Source organism: Bacillota bacterium (genome assembly GCA_012837285.1).
Taxonomy (GTDB): domain Bacteria; phylum Bacillota; class DTU030; order DUMP01; family DUMP01; genus DUNI01.
Genome location: DURJ01000123.1, coordinates 1 through 21,645, shown reverse-complemented (window position 1 = coordinate 21,645; position 21,645 = coordinate 1). Strand labels below are relative to the sequence as shown.

The window sequence follows — 21,645 nt, the reverse complement described above, 5'->3', positions numbered from 1 at the left end:
CGGATTGCGTAACCTTACCAGACCTCGCGAGTACTCTGATGCTTATGGATCGTCCAACCCCGTCTCCGGGATTACCCCTGTCGCTTAAATCCTTAAAAATTGTGTCTTGACATTGGGGTCCACTATATACTGTCACGAAGTCATTAACACGGGAAGGATGAGATTATTGCCATTTGCGCTATAGGATATTGAATGTACTGGAAGACTAAAGGAGGCAGGCTTAACGGAGAGGAGTTGATGCTATATGACGACAGCTAGAATTCTTTTTCTCTACAATGCAGTGGCTGATGCTAAGAAACGAGGTTATTTCCCGCAGCTTATGTCTTGTTCCCAAATTGATGTTTTCAGCGAAGCGTTAAACAATACCGGGCACCAGGTGGTCCAACTTAACCTTCGCAGTCCAGAGCAACTGAGAGATTTTGTCCGTACGAACGGGCCCTTCAATATTGCTTTTTGCATTGCCGAAGGATTCTTGGATCTGCCCGCAGCGATAGCAGACGGTTCCGGCGCGGCCTGGGTGCGCCGAGTTTTGGCTGATTTGGGCGTAGAGGCGACTCATTCCGCTGCACCCACAATGGAAGTATGCTGGTACAAAGATAGAACCCATCAGGCTTTGAGTCGGTTCGGCCTTCCTATTCCCCAGTATTGTGTTATTCGCCCGGAACTGGAATCGCTAAAACAGCAATTGCGGTCTATTGAGCGGGAAATGACTTTTCCTTTGTTTGTAAAGCCGGCTGCTGGAGGTACAAGTGTAGGCATTTCTGAACGATCTCTGGTTTCCACTCCCCGGGAGTTGGGAGCGCAGGTGCATAGTTTGCTCAGGGAATTCAAAAACCCTCCTGTGCTGGTGGAAACGTACCTAAGGGGCCGAGAATACACGGTGGGCGTTATGGGCAATCGTGACAAGTTGGTCCTGCCGATTATTGCCTTTCCTTTGGACCAGAAGGTTCGTACTTTAAGGACCAAGAGAAATGGGGATAAATCCGGCCAAGAGAAAATTGCAGCAGGCGATCCCCGGTACCGATTATTGTCGGGATTGGCAGTTGACGTTTTTGATGCCGTGGGAGCCCAAGATGTGCTGCGAATTGATTTCAAGGAAGACGGTGAGGGCAAGCCAGTGGTTATCGATGTCAACGGGAGCCCAGCTCTGACGCCGTCGGCTTCTCTAGCCCAGATGGCCGCCTGGGCCGGGTTTTCTTACCAACAGTTTATCGAGCTGTTCATAAATATCGCCTTGGAACGGGTTTGTGGCCAAGTTGACAGTATGAAGAAGTTAGAAAGTACCTGTGATTGCGGTGGCACTGACTCTCGCTGAATTGGGCGCCAATGATAAAGAATTTGCCAGTGATCATATTATGATAGCCTTATAGGCCGGGATTTTGTTCCTGGGCTGAGAAATATTCTGAGCAACTTGCTTACCAGCAGGAATAGAGGAATTTGATCGCGAATATTATGAATAAGGGTATGTTTCCACTTGTTGGAGCTAGACCCATAAATAGCCTTTTCGAATAGGCAATGAAAGCTACAGGGGGCGAGCATGATGCTGAAGCGTTACCTGATAGAACTTGGCACCGGAATCGATCAACACGGCCAAGATCCCACAGCAGCGGCGAAGCGAGCCGTAAAGGACGCTATCTCCAGAAGCTATCTTACCGGCATACGGGAGATTCTAGGAATCCAGGATTTTAACCGGATGGTGGTAAAGGTCAAAGTGGCTGTGCCGTATGCGGACAAGGTAAAGGCCGAGGAGGTGCTGGCTCCGATACCTTTTGGTAACAAGTCGCTAGAGGTTGTGGAAGGTGGCTTAGTGGCGGAAGGGATGACGATACCGGAACTAGGCGATGCCGGACCCGAGATTATTATGGCCAATGCGGCTGTGACTGTTTGGGTGGAGGTTTGAGATGGGCGGTAAGGTAGGCATTATTGCCAACCCCGCCTCCGGCAAAGACATCCGGCGTCTGGTAGCGTTTGGTTCGGTATTTGACAACGAAGAGAAAGTAAGCATTGTCCGCCGCATTTTGTTAGGGTTGGAAGCGGCTGGGGTGGAAGAGATTGTGATTATGCCCGATACTTACGGTATTGGCGACCGAGCTTTGGAAGGATTGGGAAAGCGTAAGTTAAGTCCCAAAGTGGATTTCCTTACCATGGAAATCGGTCATGGCGGCGCTGATTCCACCCGAGCGGCCGACAAGATGCAGGCTTTGTCGGTGGCGGCTATTGTGGTGCTAGGGGGCGACGGTACCTGCCGGGCGGTGGCCAAAGGATGTGAACAAGTGCCGTTGGTGGCAGTGTCTACCGGGACTAACAATGTATTTCCGGTAATGGTGGAGGGGACCATAGCTGGCCTAGCGGCCGGAGTGGTAGCCACTACCGACGCAGGGGTTATCCGCCCAGCGAAAAAGCTGGATGTTTACGGCCCTGAGGGCTGGCGGGATTTGGCGCTGGTGGACGCGGTGGTGACAAACGAGACCTTTATTGCTTCTCGGGCTCTGTGGGATATGGAGCGGATTGAAGCTATTGTAGCTACCAGGGCGGAGCCTCATACCATCGGTCTGTCAGCAGTAGCCGGCTGTCTGTCACCGGTAGGGCCGGAGGAACCGGCTGGAATCTATCTGGAGCTCAATCGAAAGCAGCCTAGAATTACGGTGCAGTCACCGGTGGGACCCGGTTTGTTTGCTGCTGTCCCGGTGGGTAGCTGGCAGCGGCTGGCGGTGGGAGAGAAGGTCACGATAGGGGCCAGTAGCAGTCCCCGGTTACTGGCCTTGGACGGTGAACGGGAAGTGTTGCTGCGGGCCGGGGAAGAGGCTCAGATTGCACTATCGGCGGCGGGGCCGTGGGTGGTGGATATTACCGCCACCTTACGGCAGGCGCAACGATGCGAGTTTTTCTGTCGCGAACAAGCTAAGTAGGAAACCTAAGTGGGCAAGCAAGCTCCTTCAGGGAGAGAGGACTTCACTAGGCACAGAAATCTGTATATTGGGAAAAATGAAGTTAGCTAAGGGGGGTGAGGTGTATCTTTGTTAGGTCTTCGACAAAACTTGAGGAGGTGTACTGTCCGTGGAAAAAAGTAAACTGATGGATCTTTACCGGGAAATGGTACGGGTGCGCGAATTCGAAACCAAGGTCTCGGAACTTTTTGCCCAAGGTAAGATTCCAGGTTTTGTTCACCTCTATATTGGCGAAGAAGCTACAGCAGTGGGAACCTGTGCTAATCTAAGGGACGATGACTATATTACCAGCACCCACCGTGGTCATGGTCACTGCCTGGCCAAAGGCGGTGACATGAAACTGATGATGGCAGAACTGTTTGGCAAGAAGACCGGCTATTGTAAGGGCAAAGGCGGATCTATGCATATTGCCGATGTGGACATGGGCATCTTGGGTGCTAACGGGATTGTGGGCGGCGGCCTGGCTATTGCCCCGGGAGCCGGACTGGCGGCCAAACTGCGGGGTACCGATCAAGTAACGACCTGTTTCTTCGGCGACGGTGCTTCCAACCAGACCACTTTTCACGAAGGTATTAACTTGGCCTCTATCTGGAGACTGCCGGTGATTTTTGTGTGTGAGAATAACGAGTATGGTATTTCCCTGCACCAATCTCGTCACCAGCGTATTGCTGATGTTGCCGACAGGGCGGTGGCGTACGGCATTCCGGGCGTGGTGGTGGATGGGAACGACGTGATGGCAGTGTACGAAGCCGTGGCTGAGGCGGTCAAGCGGGCCCGGGCTGGGGAAGGCCCCACCCTAATCGAAGCTAAGACCTATCGTTGGCGCGGCCATTTTGAAGGGGATCCTACTGTTTATCGGGATGAGAAAGAGGTAGCCGAATGGAAAGCACGTTGCCCCATTGAGCGGTTCGGCAAACACTTAATCGAGATGGACATAGCCACTGAAAAGGAGCTCAATACGATCAAAGCCGAAGTGGATGCCGAGGTGGAAGAGGCGGTGCGTTTTGCCCAGGAAAGCCCGCTGCCGGCGCCGGAGGAAGCGCTGGAAGACGTGTACGCGTGAGGAAGGAGGGAAAACAATGCGCCAGTTAAGTTATGCCGAAGCTATCCGGGAAGCACTTCGTCTTGAAATGCGGCGGGACAGCAGTGTTTTTGTGTTGGGGGAAGATGTAGGTCAGTTCGGCGGTTGTTTTGGTGTTACCGGTGATCTGTGGCAAGAGTTTGGTGAGGATCGGGTCCGGGATACGCCGATTTCGGAGACAGCCATTATCGGCGCAGCAGTCGGTGCAGCTGCTACCGGCATGCGCCCAGTACCGGAGATTATGTTCTGCGATTTTCTCACTGTGTGCATGGATCAACTGGTGAACCAAGCTGCCAAGATGCGCTATATGTTTGGCGGCAAGGCGAAGATGCCGCTTACGGTTCGTGCTCCGGTAGGTGGCGGAATCTCGGCGGCGGCGCAGCACTCCCAAAGCCTGGAGGCGTGGTTTGCCCATATTCCCGGCCTGAAGGTGGTGATGCCGTCCACAGCGGCCGACGCTAAGGGACTGCTTACAGCTGCCATCAGGGATGATAATCCGGTGATGTTTTTCGAGCACAAGTTGCTCTATCCGGTGAAGGGCGAGGTTCCGGAGGGTGAGTATGTTGTACCCCTGGGCCGGGCCGAGGTCAAGCGGGAAGGATCGGATGTGACGGTGGTAGCCACTTCCATTATGGTCCAGAAAGCTTTGGAAGCGGCAGACAAACTAGCTGCCGAAGACATTAGCCTGGAAGTGGTCGACCCCCGTAGCTTGGTACCGCTTGATGAGGAAACGATTCTGGCCTCGGTGGAAAAAACCGGCCGCGTAGTCATTGCTCAGGAGGCGGCTACTCGTTCCGGCTTTAGTGCCGAAATCGCCGCTGTGATTGCTGAGAAAGCTCTGGATTACCTGGATGCTCCTTTAAAACGGGTGGGCAGCAAACCGGCCCCGATCCCGTTTGCCGGTGTGCTGGAGCAATTTATCTTACCGGATACCGACGACATTATTGCAGCGGTAAGAGAACTGGCCTAAAAAGGAGCCCGCTCGGGCTCCTTTTCAAACCGCAGTTCAAAGCAATGAGCCAAGGAAAGGAAGGATACTGTGGCGCAGGAAGTGCTCATGCCCAAACTGGGTCTTACTATGACCGAAGGGACTATCGGGGCTTGGCTAAAACCGGAGGGCGGCTATGTAACTAAGGGCGAGCCCCTGTTTGAAGTAGCGACAGATAAGATTACAAATACAGTAGAGGCACTGGGCGAAGGAATTTTGAAAATAGTGTTACCGGAGGGCGGCACAGCCGCGGTAAGCGACGTGGTGGGATACTTATTGGCCGAGGGTGAAGAAATGCCGGATAGAGCTGTGGCCGTGGCCGCGCCGACCCCGGCTGCGCCCGCAAAGGCAGCGGAGAAGGTGAAGGTAGCTGCTCAGCCTGAGCCGAAAAAGGAAAAGACCCGGATCAGAGCCACACCGGCGGCCCGACGACGGGCGCGAGATGCCGGCATCGATCTGGCTGAGGTGCCAGGCAGTGGGCCAGACGGCCGCATTGTGGAAGCGGATATAGAGGCTTACCTGGAGCAACAAAAAGTGCCGGCGGCAGCCGTAGCCGCTGACCTGCCGGTGAAGGCTACGCCGACGGCGGTGAAGCTGGCTCAGGAATTGGGCGTGGATTTAGCTGCATTGGCGAAAGAGCGTCGCCTTACCAAGAGAGACGTGCTGGCGGCAGCCTTATTAGCTGAAGAAGGCGAAGAAGAGCGCCTGCCTTTGACAGGTATCCGTAAGGTGATAGCAGAGCGCATGGCCGAGAGCTGGAGCCTAGCTCCTCATGTTACCATCAATATGGAAGTGGATATGAATCGGGCCAAAGCTATCCGACAGGAACTCAATGCTGATTGTGAGCCGGAAGACAGGCTCTCGTACAACGATTTTGTCATTAAGGCTGCGGCCCAAGCCCTGACCGAGTACCCGGCTCTAAATGGCACCATAGCGTCAGAAGAGATTATCTACCATCACTTTGTCCATATGGGTGTAGCCGTGGCTTTAGATCAGGGGCTGATTGTGCCGGTGGTGCGCCATGCCGACAAGAAGTCCTTAAGAGAAGTGGCCCGGGAAGTGAAGGATCTGGCCCAAAGAGCCCGAGCTGGCAACCTCAACTTAGACGAGATTACCGGCAGCACCTTCACCATCACCAATTTAGGCATGTACGGTGTCGACGACTTTACCCCCATCATCAACCAGCCAGAAAGCGCTATCTTAGGAGTGGGCGCGATTAAAGACCGGCCGGTGGTGGTGGACGGCACCGTAGTCATACGCCCCCTGATGAAACTGAGCCTGTCTTTCGACCACCGCCTGGTGGACGGTTCGGTGGCAGCCGAGTTTCTACGCCGAGTACGGGAACTGCTGGAAAACCCTTATGGTGTCCGGCCCGAACTAGCCTAGAATAGCTTAAAGGAACAGCCTGCTTGGAAGCAGGCTGTTTTTGCTGGGGTCAGAGAAGGTTCCCTGTACCTATTGCTATGTTAAATTTGCCACTACAGGGTTGTCTTCTAACCGTTGCCTGGCTGCCCGTACATGGTCGGCGGCATTTTGATTTCCTTCTGTTTCCAACGCACAGGCATATTCCTCCAAACCGCCGGTTGAGATCAATTTTATCCCCTGCTTGGAATCAACGAGGTCTATAGTGTACATATACAGGACGACGCGTGCACGTCTCTCCGAATCCAGAAAACCCATGGCCACCGACTGGGCTAGATCCAACAACGATTCGCACAACTCGGGATCATCATCTTTATGCTGATGGACCCACTGGGTAATGATATCGGTTACAGTGGTGCCAAAGATAAGGAAGTCTTCTTCCGAGATATCATGCTCGACCAGGTATTCTACATAATCTCGGAGGAAATTGCCGCTTTGTTTTGGCGTTTTCACAATCCAAGTTAACAGTGCCCGGTAGAAATCCCGTATACCGTTGATCACCGAATAAGGTGGGAACGACAAAATCTTACCTTCGGTAATCGCCATTAGGCCAGGTTGAATGCTCTCCAGCGTTTGCTGAGACAAATCCTGGGCTAGCAAAGGGTTGCCATCTATATACTCATCTATTGCTTCGCAGCCAGCCACCCATTCCTCTTTGGTGCAGTCTGGATGGTCAAGGTTGTACTTGTCCACTAATTCGGCTAGTTCTTCATGACCAATGCTTAGGTCGGAACAGGACAATTGAAACATACTCGTCCAGATCGGGTTGTCTGTTTTATAATCATCGTCTAAGGCCAAAAATAGAGCCCAGATAAGAGGAGGATAATCGTCTTCTTCCAGATCGGACTGTTGGAGGAAACCTATCAGTTGCCAGATCACTTTAGCCCGCAAATCTTCTGTCACCAGGATATCCAGAGCAGCAGCCAGTCTTTTTGCCATCTGCTCGTCGCTGATGTCATCGATTTTCTCTTCGTCCTCGACGAACTCTTCCAGCGCAGGACATAATTCATCGGCATCAAAGCGGATATGGCGGCCAAAAAAATGGTTTTCCAGCAAATCCATCAGCTGATCAAAAATGGTCTCACTTTCGTCTTCGTCCAAGTCCGTAACCGCAGCCAGCATCTTGTTCGCATATGTACCCAATAGTTCCGGATCCGGTAAACCGGCGTCGTCATCAACCGGTGCCAGTCCAGCGGCCAAAGCCAGCGCGTCTACCGCTAGATGAAGCTGTGGGAAGTAGTATTCTTCCGGCACTTTAATGATGCGCGATATTGTCTGTGCCGCTGCCTCTACCTTACCCCGGCAGCAGCGCTTGTACTTTTTCCCGCTCTCACAGGGACAAGGATCATTGCGCCCGATCGAAATCATTGTGCTCAAATCAAATACACCTCGTTTATTAAATTAGGTCGTGAGCAACAGCTCAAACTTAAATCCGATTGATCGTCATTTGTATTGTAACAATTGATAGTTGTAATGACAACAGGAAATTCAGCTACCTCCCAAAAATGCAAACTGTGCAGGAGAACAAGAATACAAGGAACAGGTTTTCCATGAGCACCTGATTTGATGGGGACCTGTTTTTGAGATAGGAAATCAAGTGGAGCATCTAGAAATACGTACCAACCAGTCCACGAAGGGATGAAGTTTATGCTGCCGACAGTTGTCTTCATAAGTTATCCCCGCCTGACCCAATACATTAAGGAGCTAGGGATAAGTCTCCCCCAAGAGGTTAACTTTAGAATCATCGACCTTACCCTGGATGTGGAAGCTGTCCTTGATATGGAAAGAGAAGGAACGGTAGATGTGTTCATATCTTCTGGGGGAAACGCTAAATTGCTGTCTCAACATCTAACCACAACATTGGTAGAAGTTGAGGTGACTGGCTTCGACCTCCTGCAGGCATTTCTGAAAGTCAAGGTTCATGCCAATCGTGCTGCCATAGTGTCATGCCTGGAGAGCTTGCCACCTATTGATCCAATCAGGGAAATCTTAGCACTTGAAGTCGAATCCATAAGTTATGAACAACCCCAGGAGGTTGACCCAATCTTAAATAGGCTGCGTGAACAAGGTATTTATGACATTGTAGGCGGAAGCCTTATTGCGGAAAGGGCTGAGGCCATGGGGTTACGAGGGCACATAATTTATTCCGAAGAAGGCATTTCCCATGCTCTATCAACAGCCTCACGATTAGCCCTAGCCCAACGAGAACACGTGGAACGAGCCCAGGTTATGCAAGCTGTGTTTGATTTTGCTCACAGTGGTATCCTGGCTGTAGATAGTAATGGATTAATTACCAATTTAAACAAGAACGCGGCGGAAATTGCTGGTCGACAAAAGAAAGATATGTTGGGGCAACCAGCTCATTACTTTTTCCATAAGAGCAAGCTGCAAACAGTGTTAACTACTGGTCAGCCGGCGACTGATCAAGTAGAGCAAATAGGCAAACAAGATGTTCTTACCAATTGGGTTCCCTTATTGATTAAGGGTCGACTTAACGGGGCGGTCGCTACTTTTCAGCCCATTGGCGCTGTCCAGGCATCAGAACAAAAGATTCGTCTTAACTTGTATCAGAAAGGCCTTGTGGCTAAGAATACCCTGGACAATGTTGTCGGAACCAGTCGTACTATTTTACAGGCCAAGAGCCAGGCCAGACTGTTTGCTAAAAGTGAGTCCACAGTACTTATTATTGGGGAGACCGGTACCGGTAAAGAGATCTTTGCTCAAGGTATTCACAACGCCAGCCGTAGAGCGCAGGGCCCTTTTGTGGCGATCAACTGTGCTGCTTTGCCAGAAAACTTGTTAGAGAGCGAGTTATTTGGTTACGAAGGGGGAGCATTTACTGGAGCACGGAAGCAGGGAAAACCGGAATTATTTGAGCTCGCCCATAGAGGTACGATTTTCTTAGATGAAATCGGAGAGATAGCATTAGGGGTACAGGCACGGTTGCTCAGGGTCTTGGAAGAACGTGAAGTTATGCGAATTGGCGGAGATAGAGTTATTCCTGTAGATGTACGAATCATCGCTGCTACCAATAAAAATTTGCATGAGTTGGCCCAAGAGTCATTTCGTAAGGATTTGTTTTATCGCCTATGCGTGTTGTTACTGAGATTACCGCCTCTTCGGGAAAGGCCAGAGGATGTTCCTATTTTCTTAGAGTACTTTTTGCGGGAGCTGGATTGCATCTTGCCACGGCCCGTACTGACGGCCATCATGGAGCATCAGCAATTTAGAACTTATCAATGGCCGGGCAACGTACGGCAACTTCGCAATTTTGCTGAAAGGCTCGCAACTTTAGCTTTCATGACTCAAGATCCCAATGAATTAGTTTCCTTGGCATTAACAACATATACCTCCACTGCAGAAGAGAAAAGCAGAAAAGACGAGGTTTTGCGGGCTCTCAAAGCGGCCGGTGGGAACAGAAAGGAAGCGGCTGAATTATTAGGGATTAGCCGTACAACTCTCTGGCGTCGCATGAGAGAATGGGGACTAGATTATGATGAAACAATGAAACAGAATGAAACAGCGAATTAAACATGTTTAATCTGTAAACAGAAAATACGGACTTAAAGCGGGCACGAGCCCGCTTTTTCCCTTGGCATGGATCATGCATTAATTAGTGGGCGAAAGCGACAAATCTGCAGTTATGACTTGAACACTCAAATTAAAGCAAACATTTCGAAGAACGAAAAGGCGTTTTGCAACTAAAGAATTGTTGTGTTAACCACGGGGGTGATAAACAATGAATACTGTGCAACCTATTTAGAATTAATTCACTTGTTAGGCACAAAAAAATCAAAGCAATAAGAAAGGAGTGTTGAAGTTGGATTTGATTGCTTTAATTTTGTTCATTGTAGTTATCGCGGTGTCCTTTTTAAAGAAAACTAACGCTGGAATTTTAGCTTTTGCTATTGGAGCGATTGCTGTACGCATATTTTCTTTAACTGATAAAGACCTCATTGGAGCAATTAGCACCTCTATGTTCTCCATATTGGTTGGAATTACTTTGCTGTTTGTAGCAATCAACTCAACCGGTGCCTTGGAACTCCTAGCAAAAAAGATTGTTGCATTAGCCGGCGATCGCGTCTGGATCATTCCAATTGCTATTTACGCTGCTGGTTTTACTATTGCTGGCATTGGACCTGGTGCGATTCCTGCGCTGGCGATTATCCCAGGATTAGCGGTTTCTGTGGCTGCAGCAGTTGGATATGATCCTCTTATGTTAGCCCTGATTGGTGAGTGTGGTCTAATGGCTGGTCGCATGACGCCAATTACACCAGAAGGTGCTCTTATCACGGAAGTGGCTGCTAGCGCCGGGATAGAGAACGTAATGCCAACAATCCTGGTATCAAAGGACGCTTGTAACAATTATATTTTCTGTAGTACTATTCATTATCTTCAAAGGATACGAGCTTAAAGAGGCTCAAACTAGAACGGATTTCAAATCACTGGAAAAGTTCAGCGGGAAGCAACTCATTGCGTTGTCCTCAATTGTTGTTCTGATGATCCTGCTTATTTTCTTTAAAGTCAATATTGGCCTGGCAGCCCTTATTTCCGCAGCCATTCTCTTCGTAATTGGCGTTGCGGACGACGGTGCTTGCATTAGAGCGATGCCCTGGAGCACAATCGTAATGGTTCTGGGCATGGGAGCTTTGCTAGGTGTTGTCAATACTATGGGTGGAATTGATTTAATGGGTAATACTTTATCTTCTATTATGAGCGCCTCGACTGCTGCCCCAATTATGGGTATTTCTGCAGGTTTACTAAGCATGGTTAGTTCGGCTCTGGGTGTTGTTTATCCGACAATGATGCCAATGTGCGCTGGTATTGCCAATCAATTGGGTAACGTGCATCCTGCTGCATTAATGGCGGCTGTAGGGGCGGGTGGTTCTCTTTCTGGGATTACTCCCTTGTCTACTGGCGGTGCACTGGCCTTGGCAGCCCTGGGTTCAAATCTGAAGGAATTTGACAAAAATAAAGAGAACAAGGCCTTCGTTCAGCTTTTTATTATGGCAGCTGTTGGGCTGTTGATCACTGCTGTAGTCTCTGCGCTATTCTTTGATATTATTGCTAATACAATGATGGGCTAATTCGATCAAATTCTGAGGTCAAAGATGCCCTGGAGTAACTGGGCAGAAAGAAAAGAGGCCTTGACTCTAAGCGGTGGCCATGTCTCATATGCATTCCAGTCACGGATGGCGATGCTTACCCTATGGACTACGTAGTAATAGAGTATTGTCTTACAAAACTGTGGGGCAAAAATATAGAAGAACGGGTAAGGCACTTATTGTTATCGCAGTTTAGGGAGCTGTTAGAGGAAAAGCGGAACGTCCCTAAAGAGTGGGAACATTCTAAGGGAAGGGGGTATTTATAACGGCATTTTCCAATTTTCTCCTTTAGTCCAGTTGCGCTGGTTCAGCACGGCACAACAACCTGGTTTATTTACTTGTTTGAGGCAACAAAAAGATCATAGCTATTGAAAGGAGTGTGAAAAGGACTCGGTTATGCCAAAACGTGGTGGCCACATGTAGGGTATTCGGGTAGTCCGTAAGATGATCTGTATACTTTAGAGAAAAGTCTCTTAGGTTAAATCTTGCCATGTAATTAGAAGGAGGTCAAATTTGTGAAACAAAGTATGAAACCTTTGCTTCAGGACGGTAAATGCCATATACTCCCCGGTGTCTACGACGCCATGATAGCTAAGATTTGTGAAAAGATCGGCTTTAAGGCGCTTGTGATGGGTGGTTACGGTGTAGCGGCCAGTCTCTTGGGCGAACCTGATGTAGGATATCTAAGTATGACAGAGATGGCCACCCGATTGGGCCAGATTTGTGATGCAGTAGACATACCTGTTTTAGCCGATGGTGATACAGGGTATGGTAATCCGCTTAGTGTACAGCGTACGGTGCGTGAATTTGAGAAAGCTGGAGCAGCTGCTATGTTCCTGGAAGACCAGGAATGGCCCAAGAAATGTGGTCATATGGCTGGCAAACGGGTAATATCGATGGAAGAGCATGTACAAAAAATCCGGGCCGCCGTTGATGCTCGACAAAACCCGGAGTTCCTAATAATGGCTCGTACCGATGCCAGAGCGATGAATGGTTTGAACGATGCCATTGAGCGCTCTTTGGCCTACAAAGAAGCCGGTGCCGACATTATCTTCGTGGAAGCACCGCAGAGTGTGGACGAGTTGAAGGAGGTTGCCTCGCGTATCAAAGGGGTACCTTTGACGGCCAATATGATTGAGCACGGTCGCACTCCCATTCTCACACCTGATGAGCTGGCCGACCTCGGCTACAGCATAGTCTTCTGGCCCTGCACAGCTCCTTATTTGGTAGCCAAAGCGGCATTTACAGTGTTTGGTGAGCTATATGAGAAAGGTACTACCGAGGGGGTAATGGATCAAGTGATTCCCTTCCCGGAGTTCAATTCTCTTATAGGCTTAGATTACTACCGGGAATTGGAACAGCGTTATGGAGTATGTACTAGCGAGTAACTAGTTCAAAGAATGTAATACCTAGCTACAGGTAATGAACAATGACACATGCCTGAGATCTTGAGTGTTTTCCTAGGCCTCAGGCATGTGCTTGTCTTTACAAAGACCGCAATTGGTAAGCAGGCGTGAAGAGTTTTCGATAAGATAAGAGACATACTAGCATGCTGGTTAGGCCCACGGATGCGCTGAGCATGAACTGAACTAGGATCTGGTACTTTACCGCTTCTATTGGACTCGCACCGGCGATGATTTGGCCGGTCATCATACCGGGCAGTTGCACTAAACCTACGGTTTTCATGGCATCTACAGTGGGGATCATACCGGCTTTGACAGAGGCCTTAAGGGCTGGTTCCACTGCTTGGCGCGAAGTAGCACCTAGGGCTAGGGCAGCCAGAATCTCTGCTCGCCGGGCCGCTATTTCCCCCCGCAAGCGGTTTAGGGCTAAGCCGGAGGCTACCATAGCATTACCTATAATCATACCGCTTAAGGGGATTACATAGCGGGGAGTAAAAGGAATGATCTTAAGATTTACCAGCATGGTCATGGTGACAAGCTCGGCCAAAGCAATAGAGAGTGTAACTAATATAAAAGCTCCAGGCAGTCCTTCCCCACGCCGGGCAGCATTTTTCCCTGCCACTAGCACCATGACTACTATCATAGGAATCATATATTGCCACCCAGCTAAATCAAAGATGAATTTGAGCACATAGCCTACCGCTGTAAGTTGAACAAAGGCGCGGACAGCGCCTATAGCCAGGTCTTTTTCCAGTTTCAGATCCTGCCAGTAGGATATTATCATAGCCAAGAAAATGAAGCTTACTGAAAACACTAAGGCTACATCCGACACGGTGTTTGCCCCCTATAATTTGGTAACATCAAGCTTTCCGGCCAGGAAAGCTCGAGCAGTCTCTGTCTTAGGTTGAGCAAAGAAAGCGTCAGTATCTCCTTCCTCCACCTTTTTTCCGCCAACTATCAGCACAATGCGGTCACTGACGCGCCGTGCCTGTTCCAGATCGTGGGAGACCCACACGGCGGTAAGGCCATGGCACCTACATACCTGGGTAATAAGCTCCTCCACTTGGTGAGCAGCGCCTACGTCTAGAGCTGAAGTGGGCTCATCCAGGAGTAGTACCTGGGGGTTGTTAGCCAAAGCTCGGGCCAAAGCTACGCGTTGCTGTTCACCGCCGGAAAGAGTACCGGCATCACGCTCGGCAAAAGCATCTGTTAAACCCACTTCACGCAGGAGCTCAGTGACAGGTCGGGACAATTGGTGGCCGGCCAGCTGGGGCCCAAAGGCAATATTAGCAGCCACCGTGCCGGCAAACAGAGCCGGTTGCTGAAAAACCATGCCGACCTGTCGGCGGAGAGAAAACACGTTTAAGGTACGGATATCCGTTCCGTCAAGGTAAATGGTTCCATCGGTAGGGTCTTTCAACCGGTTGATCAATGATAATAATGTACTTTTACCGGCACCGGAAGGTCCGATAATAGCCGCCACCGTTCCTTCCGGTACTGCAAGCGAAATTTTGTCCAGTAGAATCTTACCGTTTACTTCTCTAGATACGTTTTTCAGCTCTAGCTTTGTGTTCATGCCGTAGCTTCCCTTTGTCAAGTTGTGACTGTCTATTGCTATTTTACCGCAGGGCATCTAGTAAAACAATAAAGACCGGACTTTTTAGTCCAGTCTTCCTTAGCGGCCAGGCCGTGGGCTTTATTTGTCAGCGGTGCTAATACCGCTCAGATAACCGGTGGAAAAGGCAATCTGTAAATTGTAGCCGCCGGTCAGGGCATCCACATCGATTATCTCTCCGGCAAAATACAGCCCATTAACAAGTTTGGACTCCATGGTGGAAGGGTTGATTTCCTTGGTGTTGATTCCGCCGCCGGTAACAATGGCTTCGTTTAAGGGGCGTGTTCCCTGTACGGTCAATCTAAGGTGTTTAAAAGTATAAACCAAGTGTTCTCGCTCCTGGCGGGTGATCTGGTCGATTTGCTTATGAATGTCTAGTCCGGACAACGCCAGCACCACAGGGATCATCTTGTGTGGAAGCAAGTCGTCCAAGGCATTTTTCAGCTGTTTGCCGGCGTATTTAGTAAAATCCCGCTGCAGACGCCGGTCTAGTTGCTCTGGTGACAGGGCGGGTTTTAAGTCTATATTCAGTGGCACCGGTTGCTTTAGGTATTTATGTATTAAGCTGCTGAGCGTTAAGATAACAGGGCCGGACACACCGAAGTGGGTAAAGAGCAGCTCACCGAACTGCTCGGCCTTCACTTTACCCTGGACCAGAACCTGAACGCGAATATTTTTTAATGTCAGCCCTTGCAAATCCATCACCCAGGGCTCTTGTGTTTCCAAGGGTACCAAAGCCGGCCGAAGAGGAGTAATGGTGTGTCCCAAGTGTTGGGCCATACGATAGCCGTCGCCGGTAGACCCCGTTTGGGTGTAAGACATGCCACCGGTGGCCAAGAGCACTTTCTTACTGTCCACTTCCGTGTTGTCGGCTAATAGCACTCCGCAAACCTGGTTCTGGCGGGTGAGTATTTGCTTTACGGTGGCATGGAGGCGGATCTCCACCTTGTTGGCCAGCAGGTGGTGCTGCAAGGCTTTGATGATATCGCTGGATTTGTCGGAAAGGGGAAAAACCCGATTACCCCTTTCCACCTTTATTCTTACGCCCAGGGATTCCAACAGCCCTATGAGCCGGCGGTTATCAAAAGTGCTTAAGGCGCTGTATAAGAACTTAGGATTAGTGACGATATTGCTTAGAAAGTCATCAAAATCTCCATTGTTGGTGACATTGCAGCGACCTTTACCGGTAAGATAGAGCTTCTTCCCTAGTTTCTCATTTTTCTCCAGCAACAGTACCTTCAAGCCGTTAGCACCGGCCGTAGCAGCCCCCAGCATGCCTGCCGGTCCACCGCCGATTACAATTAAGTCATACATCATACAATACATGCCTCACTTACTACTTTTCGTCAGAGATTCTAAACAGAGGTCTATAATAGAGCAGCAAACGTGTCCTCAAAGTCGCGCATAGGTTTACCTTGGGCAATTTCTCGGTCTACTTCTGATAACATCTGCCCCAGTCGATAACGAGCCACCATTTTTTGAGAGGCGGAAAAGCTCATAACCACTAAATCAGCTTCGCCGTTCTTGGTTACTAGAACAGGGGCCCGGGTTTCATGGCATGGCTTGGAAAATGGCTTTATTTCGGCACTGATGTTTCTGTTGTAACCATTCAGCTCACCCCTGGAACCATTATTATGCCATGATTGTATCATCCCTATTGGTGGGATACAAGAAAGCATTGGGCAAACTGGCCAGAATGGGGATCATAAAGGGAGGTATGGAAAAAGGGTTCCAGTTGTTGCTGGAACCCTACTTAATGTTGGTGCTAAAAAGCTGTGGCTCTACAATTTTATCAGCCCCAGGCCGCTAAGGAGTACGATGGTTATGGCTATGGGGGTGACATACTTTAGGATAAAGGCAAGGCCACGGAGAAAACTCTGGTTTTTCAGTTGACCGTTATTCGATGCTTCGTCCACGATAGCTTTGCTTGTCAATACCCAACCGGCAAAGAGGCTGATGGCGACGCCGGCCAGGGGCATAAAGATACTGGAGGTAACGAAATCAAAGAAATCGAAGAAGGTACGGCCCCAAAGCTGGACATGGGACAAAATGCTGGTGGAGAAGGTGGCGAGGAGGCCGAACGCTGCTACCACTAAAACGCTTACCAGAGTAGCTTTTGCCCGGGGCCAATTCTTTTCTTCGGACAGATAAGCTACAGGGACTTCCATCAGCGAAATCATGGCTCCGGTAGCGGCGATAGCTGTCAAAATGAAAAACAGGGTAAGGAACAGTTGGCCCAGTGGCATAGAATTAAACACCATGGGAATGGTGATAAAGAGCAGGGACGGACCGGCATCGGGCTGGTAACCGAAAGCAAAGACAGCGGGGAAAATGGCCAGTCCGGCCATAATGGAAACTACTGTATCGGACAACGCTACTTTAAGCATGGAGCCTGGCAAATTGTCTTCGGACCCCATGTAGCTGCCGTAGGTGGTCATTACCCCCATGCAGACAGACATTTTGAAGAAAGAGAGCCCTAAAGCGGCGAGAAAGACAGCCGGTGTAATCTTGGAGAAATCGGGCCGGAACAAAAAGTTTACGCCGGCAGCGGCTCCGGAAAGAGTGAGAGCCCGAAGGTCGCACACTAAAAGGAGAAGGAATAGGACAGGAAGGACAGTTTTGGCTACCCGTTCAATGCCGTTTTGGACGCCGGCGATGATTACGGTGCCCACCACAGCTAGCACTGCCCACTGCCAAACCAAGGGAGCGATGGGGCTTACTGTGAGAGCGTCAAACACAGCCGGGGTTTGGGCCGGATCCACAGCCGACAAGGCTCCGCTGGCGGCTTTGAAGATATAGGCGTATACCCAACCGGCCACTGTGGAGTAGAAAAACATAATGACTACTGCGGAGGTGACTCCGGCTACACCGGTTAGGTACCACAAAGTGCCAGGGGCCAGCTTCTTGAAAGAGCGTACAGCGTTAGAACCGGAACGTCGGCCGATGACAAACTCGGATAACATAACTGGGAGACCGGCGATGAACAAACAAAGGAGATAAACTAGAATAAACGCAGCGCCGCCGTTTTGACCGGTCATATAAGGGAACTTCCAGATGTTCCCTAAACCTAAGGCCGAACCTAAGGTAGCGGCAATGGCACCGAGACTGGTGGCGAATCCTTGACGGGTCTTGACTGTAGATTTTGGTTGAGGGGATGTGGGAGAAAGTGTTACGGTTCGAGCATTCATAGTATTAACTATACCTCCTTAGATTTACCCTGAAGATGGCTTGAGCCGGGGCTGTATTAGCAGAATGTCCAAAGCAAGAGCATATCAGGTCTTGAGTGGGCGTAACAAGGTAGGCAAAATAAAAAACCTCTCGTTCCAAGGGACGAGAGGTTCAACTCGCGGTACCACCCTTCTTGGCTTGGCAAAGAATGCGCCAAGCCCCACTTAAGGCTAGACTTCCTTGCAACGGAGGAAGAATCCGGACAGGCCTACCGGCACAGCTTTCGGCTGTCAGCTCTGGGGAGATGTTCGCCGCTGGCAAAGGTCACCGGCTTCCACCATCCCGGTTCGCTGTAGACATTCATCCAGGCTACTTGCCCCTTCAAGGCGATGTGGATTTAATTGATCAATACATTAGCATGAAAGTAGCTTCGTGTCAATGTCATAAATTAACAAGAAATCCCGGTTGATTGACCGGGATTTATAAAGTCAAATTTACTTTATAAGCGGCGAGCGCCTTTATAATTATTGAAATAGTAATTCTCGGCTAAGGAACTTGTTATTACCCTACCTCTGCCACTGGAAGCATGAATAAACTTATTGTTGCCTACATAAATACCCACATGCTGGATGCTGGCACTGCCATTAAGGCCGAAAAAGACCAAGTCGCCGGGTTGCAAATCGCTTTTGGCCACCGAATACCCCCGCTCGTATTGGGCGGCGGCGTTGTGAGGTAGCTGTTCGCCCACTTGAGCAAAGACATAAGCCGCAAAGCCTGAGCAATCGAAACTGGAGGGACCGGAACCGCCGTAGCGATAGGGGCAGTTTTCATACTGGGTGGCAATTTCTACGACGGAACTGCCGCCTCTGGTGCCACCTCGGGAAGAAGTGTTATGCCCTTTGTCGACTGGAGCGGTATCGGGGATAACGGTGACCGTTGGAATTAATAATGATTGTCCTGGATGAATAAGGGTGCTGGACAAATTGTTGGCGTACATAATCGCTTCCACACTAAGGCCATATTTTAGGCCGATTCCGTAAAGAGTATCTCCTGCTTGCACCAAGTGACGCACTTGGGTTGCAACAGCTAAAGATTCGGCTTGGTTTTCCGGGGCTGATGCCGTTGCGGTTGGAAAGGCTGCGGCAGCCGCCAAAGATGACTCTGAGTCGGTGGGGGCCAAAGCCGGGCTTATATCGGGTACAGTGAGTTGTTGACCGGGATAAAGCAAATCTCCCTCTAGGTTGTTCAGTGACTTTATTTGATCCACAGTGGTGTCGTAGCGCCAGCTAATGTTCCATAGTGTTTCCCCGGGAACTACCGTGTGCACAGCGGCCTGAGCTGTCGGTGTGATCAGCAGTACTCCGGCTGTGATTGCGACCACAGTAATTAACCCGCGCTGCCACCAATGCATAAACGCTGTTGTTTTCCAACCTGGTAAAGGCGGCGGTTCATTACCTCTAGTTGACATAGACTACCCTCCGACAACTTATTGTTTTCTATAGTATTCGACAGTTGCGCCAAGTTTCCTGCCAGGAAGATAAAAAGACTGGGCCGATTTCCTGATAATGGACAAAGGCCCAGTTCAGCCCAACAAATCAACCGGTGTAGCAACACTTTAGCTGGTGAGTTGCTAGTCTAAAGTCATGGTCTTAAACTTTCTGGCCTGCTGTTCAATGGCTCGTTCGGTGGCCAGGCGTTCAATGGACGATGCGCCGAAGAACCCCACCACACCTTGGGTGTGCTGTAGGATGTACTGGGCATCCTCCGGTTCGGCGATGGGGCCGCCATGGCAGATAACCATAACATCCGGATTGATGTCTTTACCGGCATCGTGGATTTCTTGGACTCGTTTAGCAGCGTCTTCCAGGGTAAGAGCTGTGTAGGCACCGATGGAGCCCTTGGTGGTAAGGCCCATATGTGCCACCAGTACGTCTGCTCCGGCCCGGGCCATGGCCCGAGCTTCATCGGTATTAAACACATAGGTACAGGTAAGAAGATCTAAATCGTGGGCGATCCGAACCGTCTCTACTTCCAAGCCGAAGCCCATGCCGGTTTCTTCCAGGTTCTGGCGAAAGACACCGTCGATCAGACCTACAGTGGGGAAGTTCTGGATGCCGGTGAAGCCAATATCTTTTACTTGCTTGAGAAAGACTTCCATTAGGCGGAAGGGATCGGTTCCGCAGACCCCGGCTAGGACAGGGGTATCTTCCACCACTGGCAGCACTTCTTGGGCCATTTCCATGACAATGGCGTTGGCATCGCCATAAGGGAGCAACCCGGCCAGAGATCCGCGGCCGGCCATGCGGTAGCGGCCGGAGTTGTAGATAATGATGATGTCTACTCCGCCGCGCTCGGAAAATTTGGCCGAAATGCCAGTACCGGCACCGGCGCCTACCAGCGGGCGGCCGGCGTCGATTTCAGCCTGGAATCGGGCTAGAGCATCAGCACGGGTTATTCTGGTTTTCACTATTTATAGCCTCCTCGCTTAACATTTTTCGGGCAACCCTAGTGGTCCTAAAGGAGTTGTTCCAGTGTTTGGGCCAGGGCCAGGGCGAAGTCGTCATCATTGATGTGGTTGTTAAGTTCCACCACCTGAATGTCAGGACGCAGGTTCTCTTTCAGGGAAGCAAATAAGGCAGCGTCGGCTTCAGGATCGTAAAACGCTTTGTCTGCGGCATCGATCATGGATACGCCCTGTAGCGGCAGCATCACCACGGTGGGTCCTTGGGCGGCGTTTAATTTTTCGGCTATGATCCGGCCCAGCTCAGCACATTCTTCGGTGGTGGTTCGCATCAGGGTGACAGTGGGGTTATGCTGGTAGAAAAGGCGGTGGGCAAATTTCGGCGGCACTGTATCGCGCGGGCCGAAGTTTACCATATCTAAAGCACCTACCGAGACAACTTGGGGGATACCTACTTTGCCGGCTGCTTCCAACCGGTGTGGGCCAGCACTAAGGACGCCGCCCACCAGTTGGTCACAAAGTTCCGTGGTGGTAACATCCAACACACCGGTGATGAAGCCGTCTTTGATCAAACCTTCCATGGCCAGGCCGCCGCTCCCGGTGGCATGAAACACCAGCACCTCGTAACCTTTACTTTCCAGGTACTCCCGCGCTTTGGTCACGCACGGGGTAGTAACACCGAACATGGTGGCGGCGATCAGAGGTTTGTCCGGGGCCTCGTCTTTAACCTCACCGGCTACCATTCCGGCCACGGCCAAAGCAGCATTGGCCAGGATATGCCCCGACAGGCGATTGAGCCCTGAAATATCCACCACGGAGTACATCATGGTGATGTCTTTGGTGCCCACATAAGGACGGGTGTCGCCCGAGGCCAAAGTGGAGACCATGACTTTGGGTACACCCACCGGCAGTGCTTGCATGGCGGCGGTACCAATGGTGGTACCGGCCGAACCGCCCAAACTTATTATGCCCTGCAGACGGCCCTGGTCAAACAGTTTCTTAGCTACGATACCGGCGGCTGCGGTCATGGCTGCCACCGCTTCCCCGCGGTCGCGTCGGGAGACAATACTGTCCAGATCGATACCTGCCAGTTGCGCTACTTCTTCCCGGCTGATATCAGGCGACACTGACGGTTCAAAGATGCCGGTATCCACCAGCAGAGTGTCGAGGCCCTGAGCCCCAATAATGTCACGCACATAAGCCAACTCTTGACCTTTGGAGTCCATGGTGCCAAGGACTACTACCGTCGACAAGCTCTTCTCCCTCCCTTTCTGACAAAACTGCGGCAAGATTCGGGTTATTTCGCTTAAACTCTCAGCTCCCTTCCAACATGGATTTGCTGAACGATTCGCCACCGAACCAGTAAAATCCTGCTTACCTGGGCCAGAACTTCTTTGGTTGGTGCCGGGCAATCTGCTATAATGGGAACAAGTGGACAGCCGGATAGGGGTGGG

At 50.6% G+C, this 21,645-nt stretch carries 16 protein-coding genes, 2 pseudogenes and 1 other annotated feature; of the genes and pseudogenes, 9 read left to right on the top strand and 9 right to left on the bottom strand.

From position 1 onward, the window contains the following. Nucleotides 1-244 precede the first annotated feature (244 nt). From GX016_07365 to GX016_07340, 6 genes are all read left to right on the top strand, one after another. A complete protein-coding gene (locus GX016_07365) occupies nt 245-1,315 on the top strand; it encodes a hypothetical protein (protein HHT71375.1) in 1,071 nt (356 codons plus the stop codon). A gap of 222 nt (nt 1,316-1,537) precedes the next feature. Then, a complete protein-coding gene (locus GX016_07360; protein ID HHT71374.1) occupies nt 1,538-1,900 on the top strand; it encodes a hypothetical protein in 363 nt (120 codons plus the stop codon). Nucleotide 1,901: 1 nt separating this feature from the next. Next, nucleotides 1,902-2,909 (top strand): ATP-NAD kinase, encoded by a 1,008-nt coding sequence (locus GX016_07355; GenBank protein ID HHT71373.1) that lies wholly within the window; start codon nt 1,902-1,904, stop codon nt 2,907-2,909. A 166-nt stretch (nt 2,910-3,075) separates the two neighbouring features. Next, the gene (locus GX016_07350) at nt 3,076-4,011 is read left to right on the top strand and encodes a thiamine pyrophosphate-dependent dehydrogenase E1 component subunit alpha (protein ID HHT71372.1); all 936 of its coding nucleotides are present in this window, start codon (nt 3,076-3,078) and stop codon (nt 4,009-4,011) included. Between the two features lie 16 nt (nt 4,012-4,027). Next, nucleotides 4,028-4,999, top strand: a complete 972-nt coding sequence (locus GX016_07345) for an alpha-ketoacid dehydrogenase subunit beta (GenBank protein HHT71371.1) — start codon at nt 4,028-4,030, stop codon at nt 4,997-4,999. Nucleotides 5,000-5,068: 69 nt separating this feature from the next. Further along, nucleotides 5,069-6,403 carry a 2-oxo acid dehydrogenase subunit E2 gene (locus tag GX016_07340; GenBank protein HHT71370.1) on the top strand — a complete coding sequence of 445 codons (1,335 nt, stop codon included), beginning with the start codon at nt 5,069-5,071 and terminating at the stop codon, nt 6,401-6,403. Between the two features lie 75 nt (nt 6,404-6,478). Here the strand turns inward: GX016_07340 and GX016_07335 are convergent, their stop codons facing one another. Continuing rightward, complete coding sequence (locus tag GX016_07335; GenBank protein ID HHT71369.1) at nt 6,479-7,807, bottom strand: SEC-C domain-containing protein; 1,329 nt, start codon at nt 7,805-7,807, stop codon at nt 6,479-6,481. Nucleotides 7,808-8,086: 279 nt separating this feature from the next. Here GX016_07335 and GX016_07330 point away from each other — a divergent pair, with 279 nt between their 5' ends. From GX016_07330 to GX016_07320, 3 genes and pseudogenes are all read left to right on the top strand, one after another. Then, a complete protein-coding gene (locus tag GX016_07330) occupies nt 8,087-9,970 on the top strand; it encodes a sigma 54-interacting transcriptional regulator (GenBank protein ID HHT71368.1) in 1,884 nt (627 codons plus the stop codon). A gap of 289 nt (nt 9,971-10,259) precedes the next feature. After that, nucleotides 10,260-11,526: pseudogene (locus GX016_07325) on the top strand (hypothetical protein). A gap of 533 nt (nt 11,527-12,059) precedes the next feature. Beyond that, a complete protein-coding gene (locus tag GX016_07320; GenBank protein ID HHT71367.1) occupies nt 12,060-12,932 on the top strand; it encodes an oxaloacetate decarboxylase in 873 nt (290 codons plus the stop codon). 97 nt (nt 12,933-13,029) lie between these two features. On the opposite strand, the gene fetB is transcribed toward GX016_07320, so the two are convergent. From fetB to GX016_07280, 8 genes and pseudogenes are all read right to left on the bottom strand, one after another. Further along, nucleotides 13,030-13,779 carry an iron export ABC transporter permease subunit FetB gene (fetB, locus tag GX016_07315; GenBank protein HHT71366.1) on the bottom strand — a complete coding sequence of 250 codons (750 nt, stop codon included), beginning with the start codon at nt 13,777-13,779 and terminating at the stop codon, nt 13,030-13,032. Between the two features lie 12 nt (nt 13,780-13,791). Continuing rightward, nucleotides 13,792-14,523, bottom strand: a complete 732-nt coding sequence (locus tag GX016_07310) for a phosphate ABC transporter ATP-binding protein (protein ID HHT71365.1) — start codon at nt 14,521-14,523, stop codon at nt 13,792-13,794. A 120-nt stretch (nt 14,524-14,643) separates the two neighbouring features. Beyond that, nucleotides 14,644-15,876 carry an NAD(P)/FAD-dependent oxidoreductase gene (locus GX016_07305; GenBank protein HHT71364.1) on the bottom strand — a complete coding sequence of 411 codons (1,233 nt, stop codon included), beginning with the start codon at nt 15,874-15,876 and terminating at the stop codon, nt 14,644-14,646. A gap of 53 nt (nt 15,877-15,929) precedes the next feature. Then, nucleotides 15,930-16,133 (bottom strand): annotated as a pseudogene (locus GX016_07300) (type II toxin-antitoxin system Phd/YefM family antitoxin). Between the two features lie 210 nt (nt 16,134-16,343). Continuing rightward, nucleotides 16,344-17,750, bottom strand: coding sequence for a sodium-dependent transporter (locus GX016_07295; GenBank protein ID HHT71363.1), 1,407 nt, complete (start codon nt 17,748-17,750; stop codon nt 16,344-16,346). 135 nt (nt 17,751-17,885) lie between these two features. Further along, nucleotides 17,886-18,124, bottom strand: a binding site (T-box leader). 105 nt (nt 18,125-18,229) lie between these two features. Continuing rightward, a complete protein-coding gene (locus GX016_07290) occupies nt 18,230-19,198 on the bottom strand; it encodes a LysM peptidoglycan-binding domain-containing protein (protein HHT71362.1) in 969 nt (322 codons plus the stop codon). Between the two features lie 162 nt (nt 19,199-19,360). Beyond that, on the bottom strand, nt 19,361-20,185 hold the full coding sequence (locus GX016_07285; GenBank protein ID HHT71361.1) for a phosphoenolpyruvate hydrolase family protein: 825 nt from the start codon (nt 20,183-20,185) through the stop codon (nt 19,361-19,363). Between the two features lie 59 nt (nt 20,186-20,244). Next, the gene (locus GX016_07280) at nt 20,245-21,444 is read right to left on the bottom strand and encodes a UPF0261 family protein (protein ID HHT71360.1); all 1,200 of its coding nucleotides are present in this window, start codon (nt 21,442-21,444) and stop codon (nt 20,245-20,247) included. Nucleotides 21,445-21,645 lie beyond the last annotated feature (201 nt).

Excerpts from the sequence above, each read along its gene's own strand:
- GX016_07365 (HHT71375.1), top strand. The coding sequence starts at position 245 with ATGACGACAGCTAGAATTCTTTTTCTCTACAATGCAGTGGCTGATGCT.
- GX016_07360 (HHT71374.1), top strand. The coding sequence starts at position 1,538 with ATGATGCTGAAGCGTTACCTGATAGAACTTGGCACCGGAATCGATCAA.
- GX016_07355 (HHT71373.1), top strand. The coding sequence starts at position 1,902 with ATGGGCGGTAAGGTAGGCATTATTGCCAACCCCGCCTCCGGCAAAGAC.
- GX016_07350 (HHT71372.1), top strand. The coding sequence starts at position 3,076 with ATGGATCTTTACCGGGAAATGGTACGGGTGCGCGAATTCGAAACCAAG.
- GX016_07345 (HHT71371.1), top strand. The coding sequence starts at position 4,028 with ATGCGCCAGTTAAGTTATGCCGAAGCTATCCGGGAAGCACTTCGTCTT.
- GX016_07335 (HHT71369.1), bottom strand. The coding sequence starts at position 7,807 with ATGATTTCGATCGGGCGCAATGATCCTTGTCCCTGTGAGAGCGGGAAA.
- GX016_07330 (HHT71368.1), top strand. The coding sequence starts at position 8,087 with ATGCTGCCGACAGTTGTCTTCATAAGTTATCCCCGCCTGACCCAATAC.
- GX016_07310 (HHT71365.1), bottom strand. The coding sequence starts at position 14,523 with ATGAACACAAAGCTAGAGCTGAAAAACGTATCTAGAGAAGTAAACGGT.
- GX016_07305 (HHT71364.1), bottom strand. The coding sequence starts at position 15,876 with ATGTATGACTTAATTGTAATCGGCGGTGGACCGGCAGGCATGCTGGGG.
- GX016_07295 (HHT71363.1), bottom strand. The coding sequence starts at position 17,750 with ATGAATGCTCGAACCGTAACACTTTCTCCCACATCCCCTCAACCAAAA.
- GX016_07290 (HHT71362.1), bottom strand. The coding sequence starts at position 19,198 with ATGTCAACTAGAGGTAATGAACCGCCGCCTTTACCAGGTTGGAAAACA.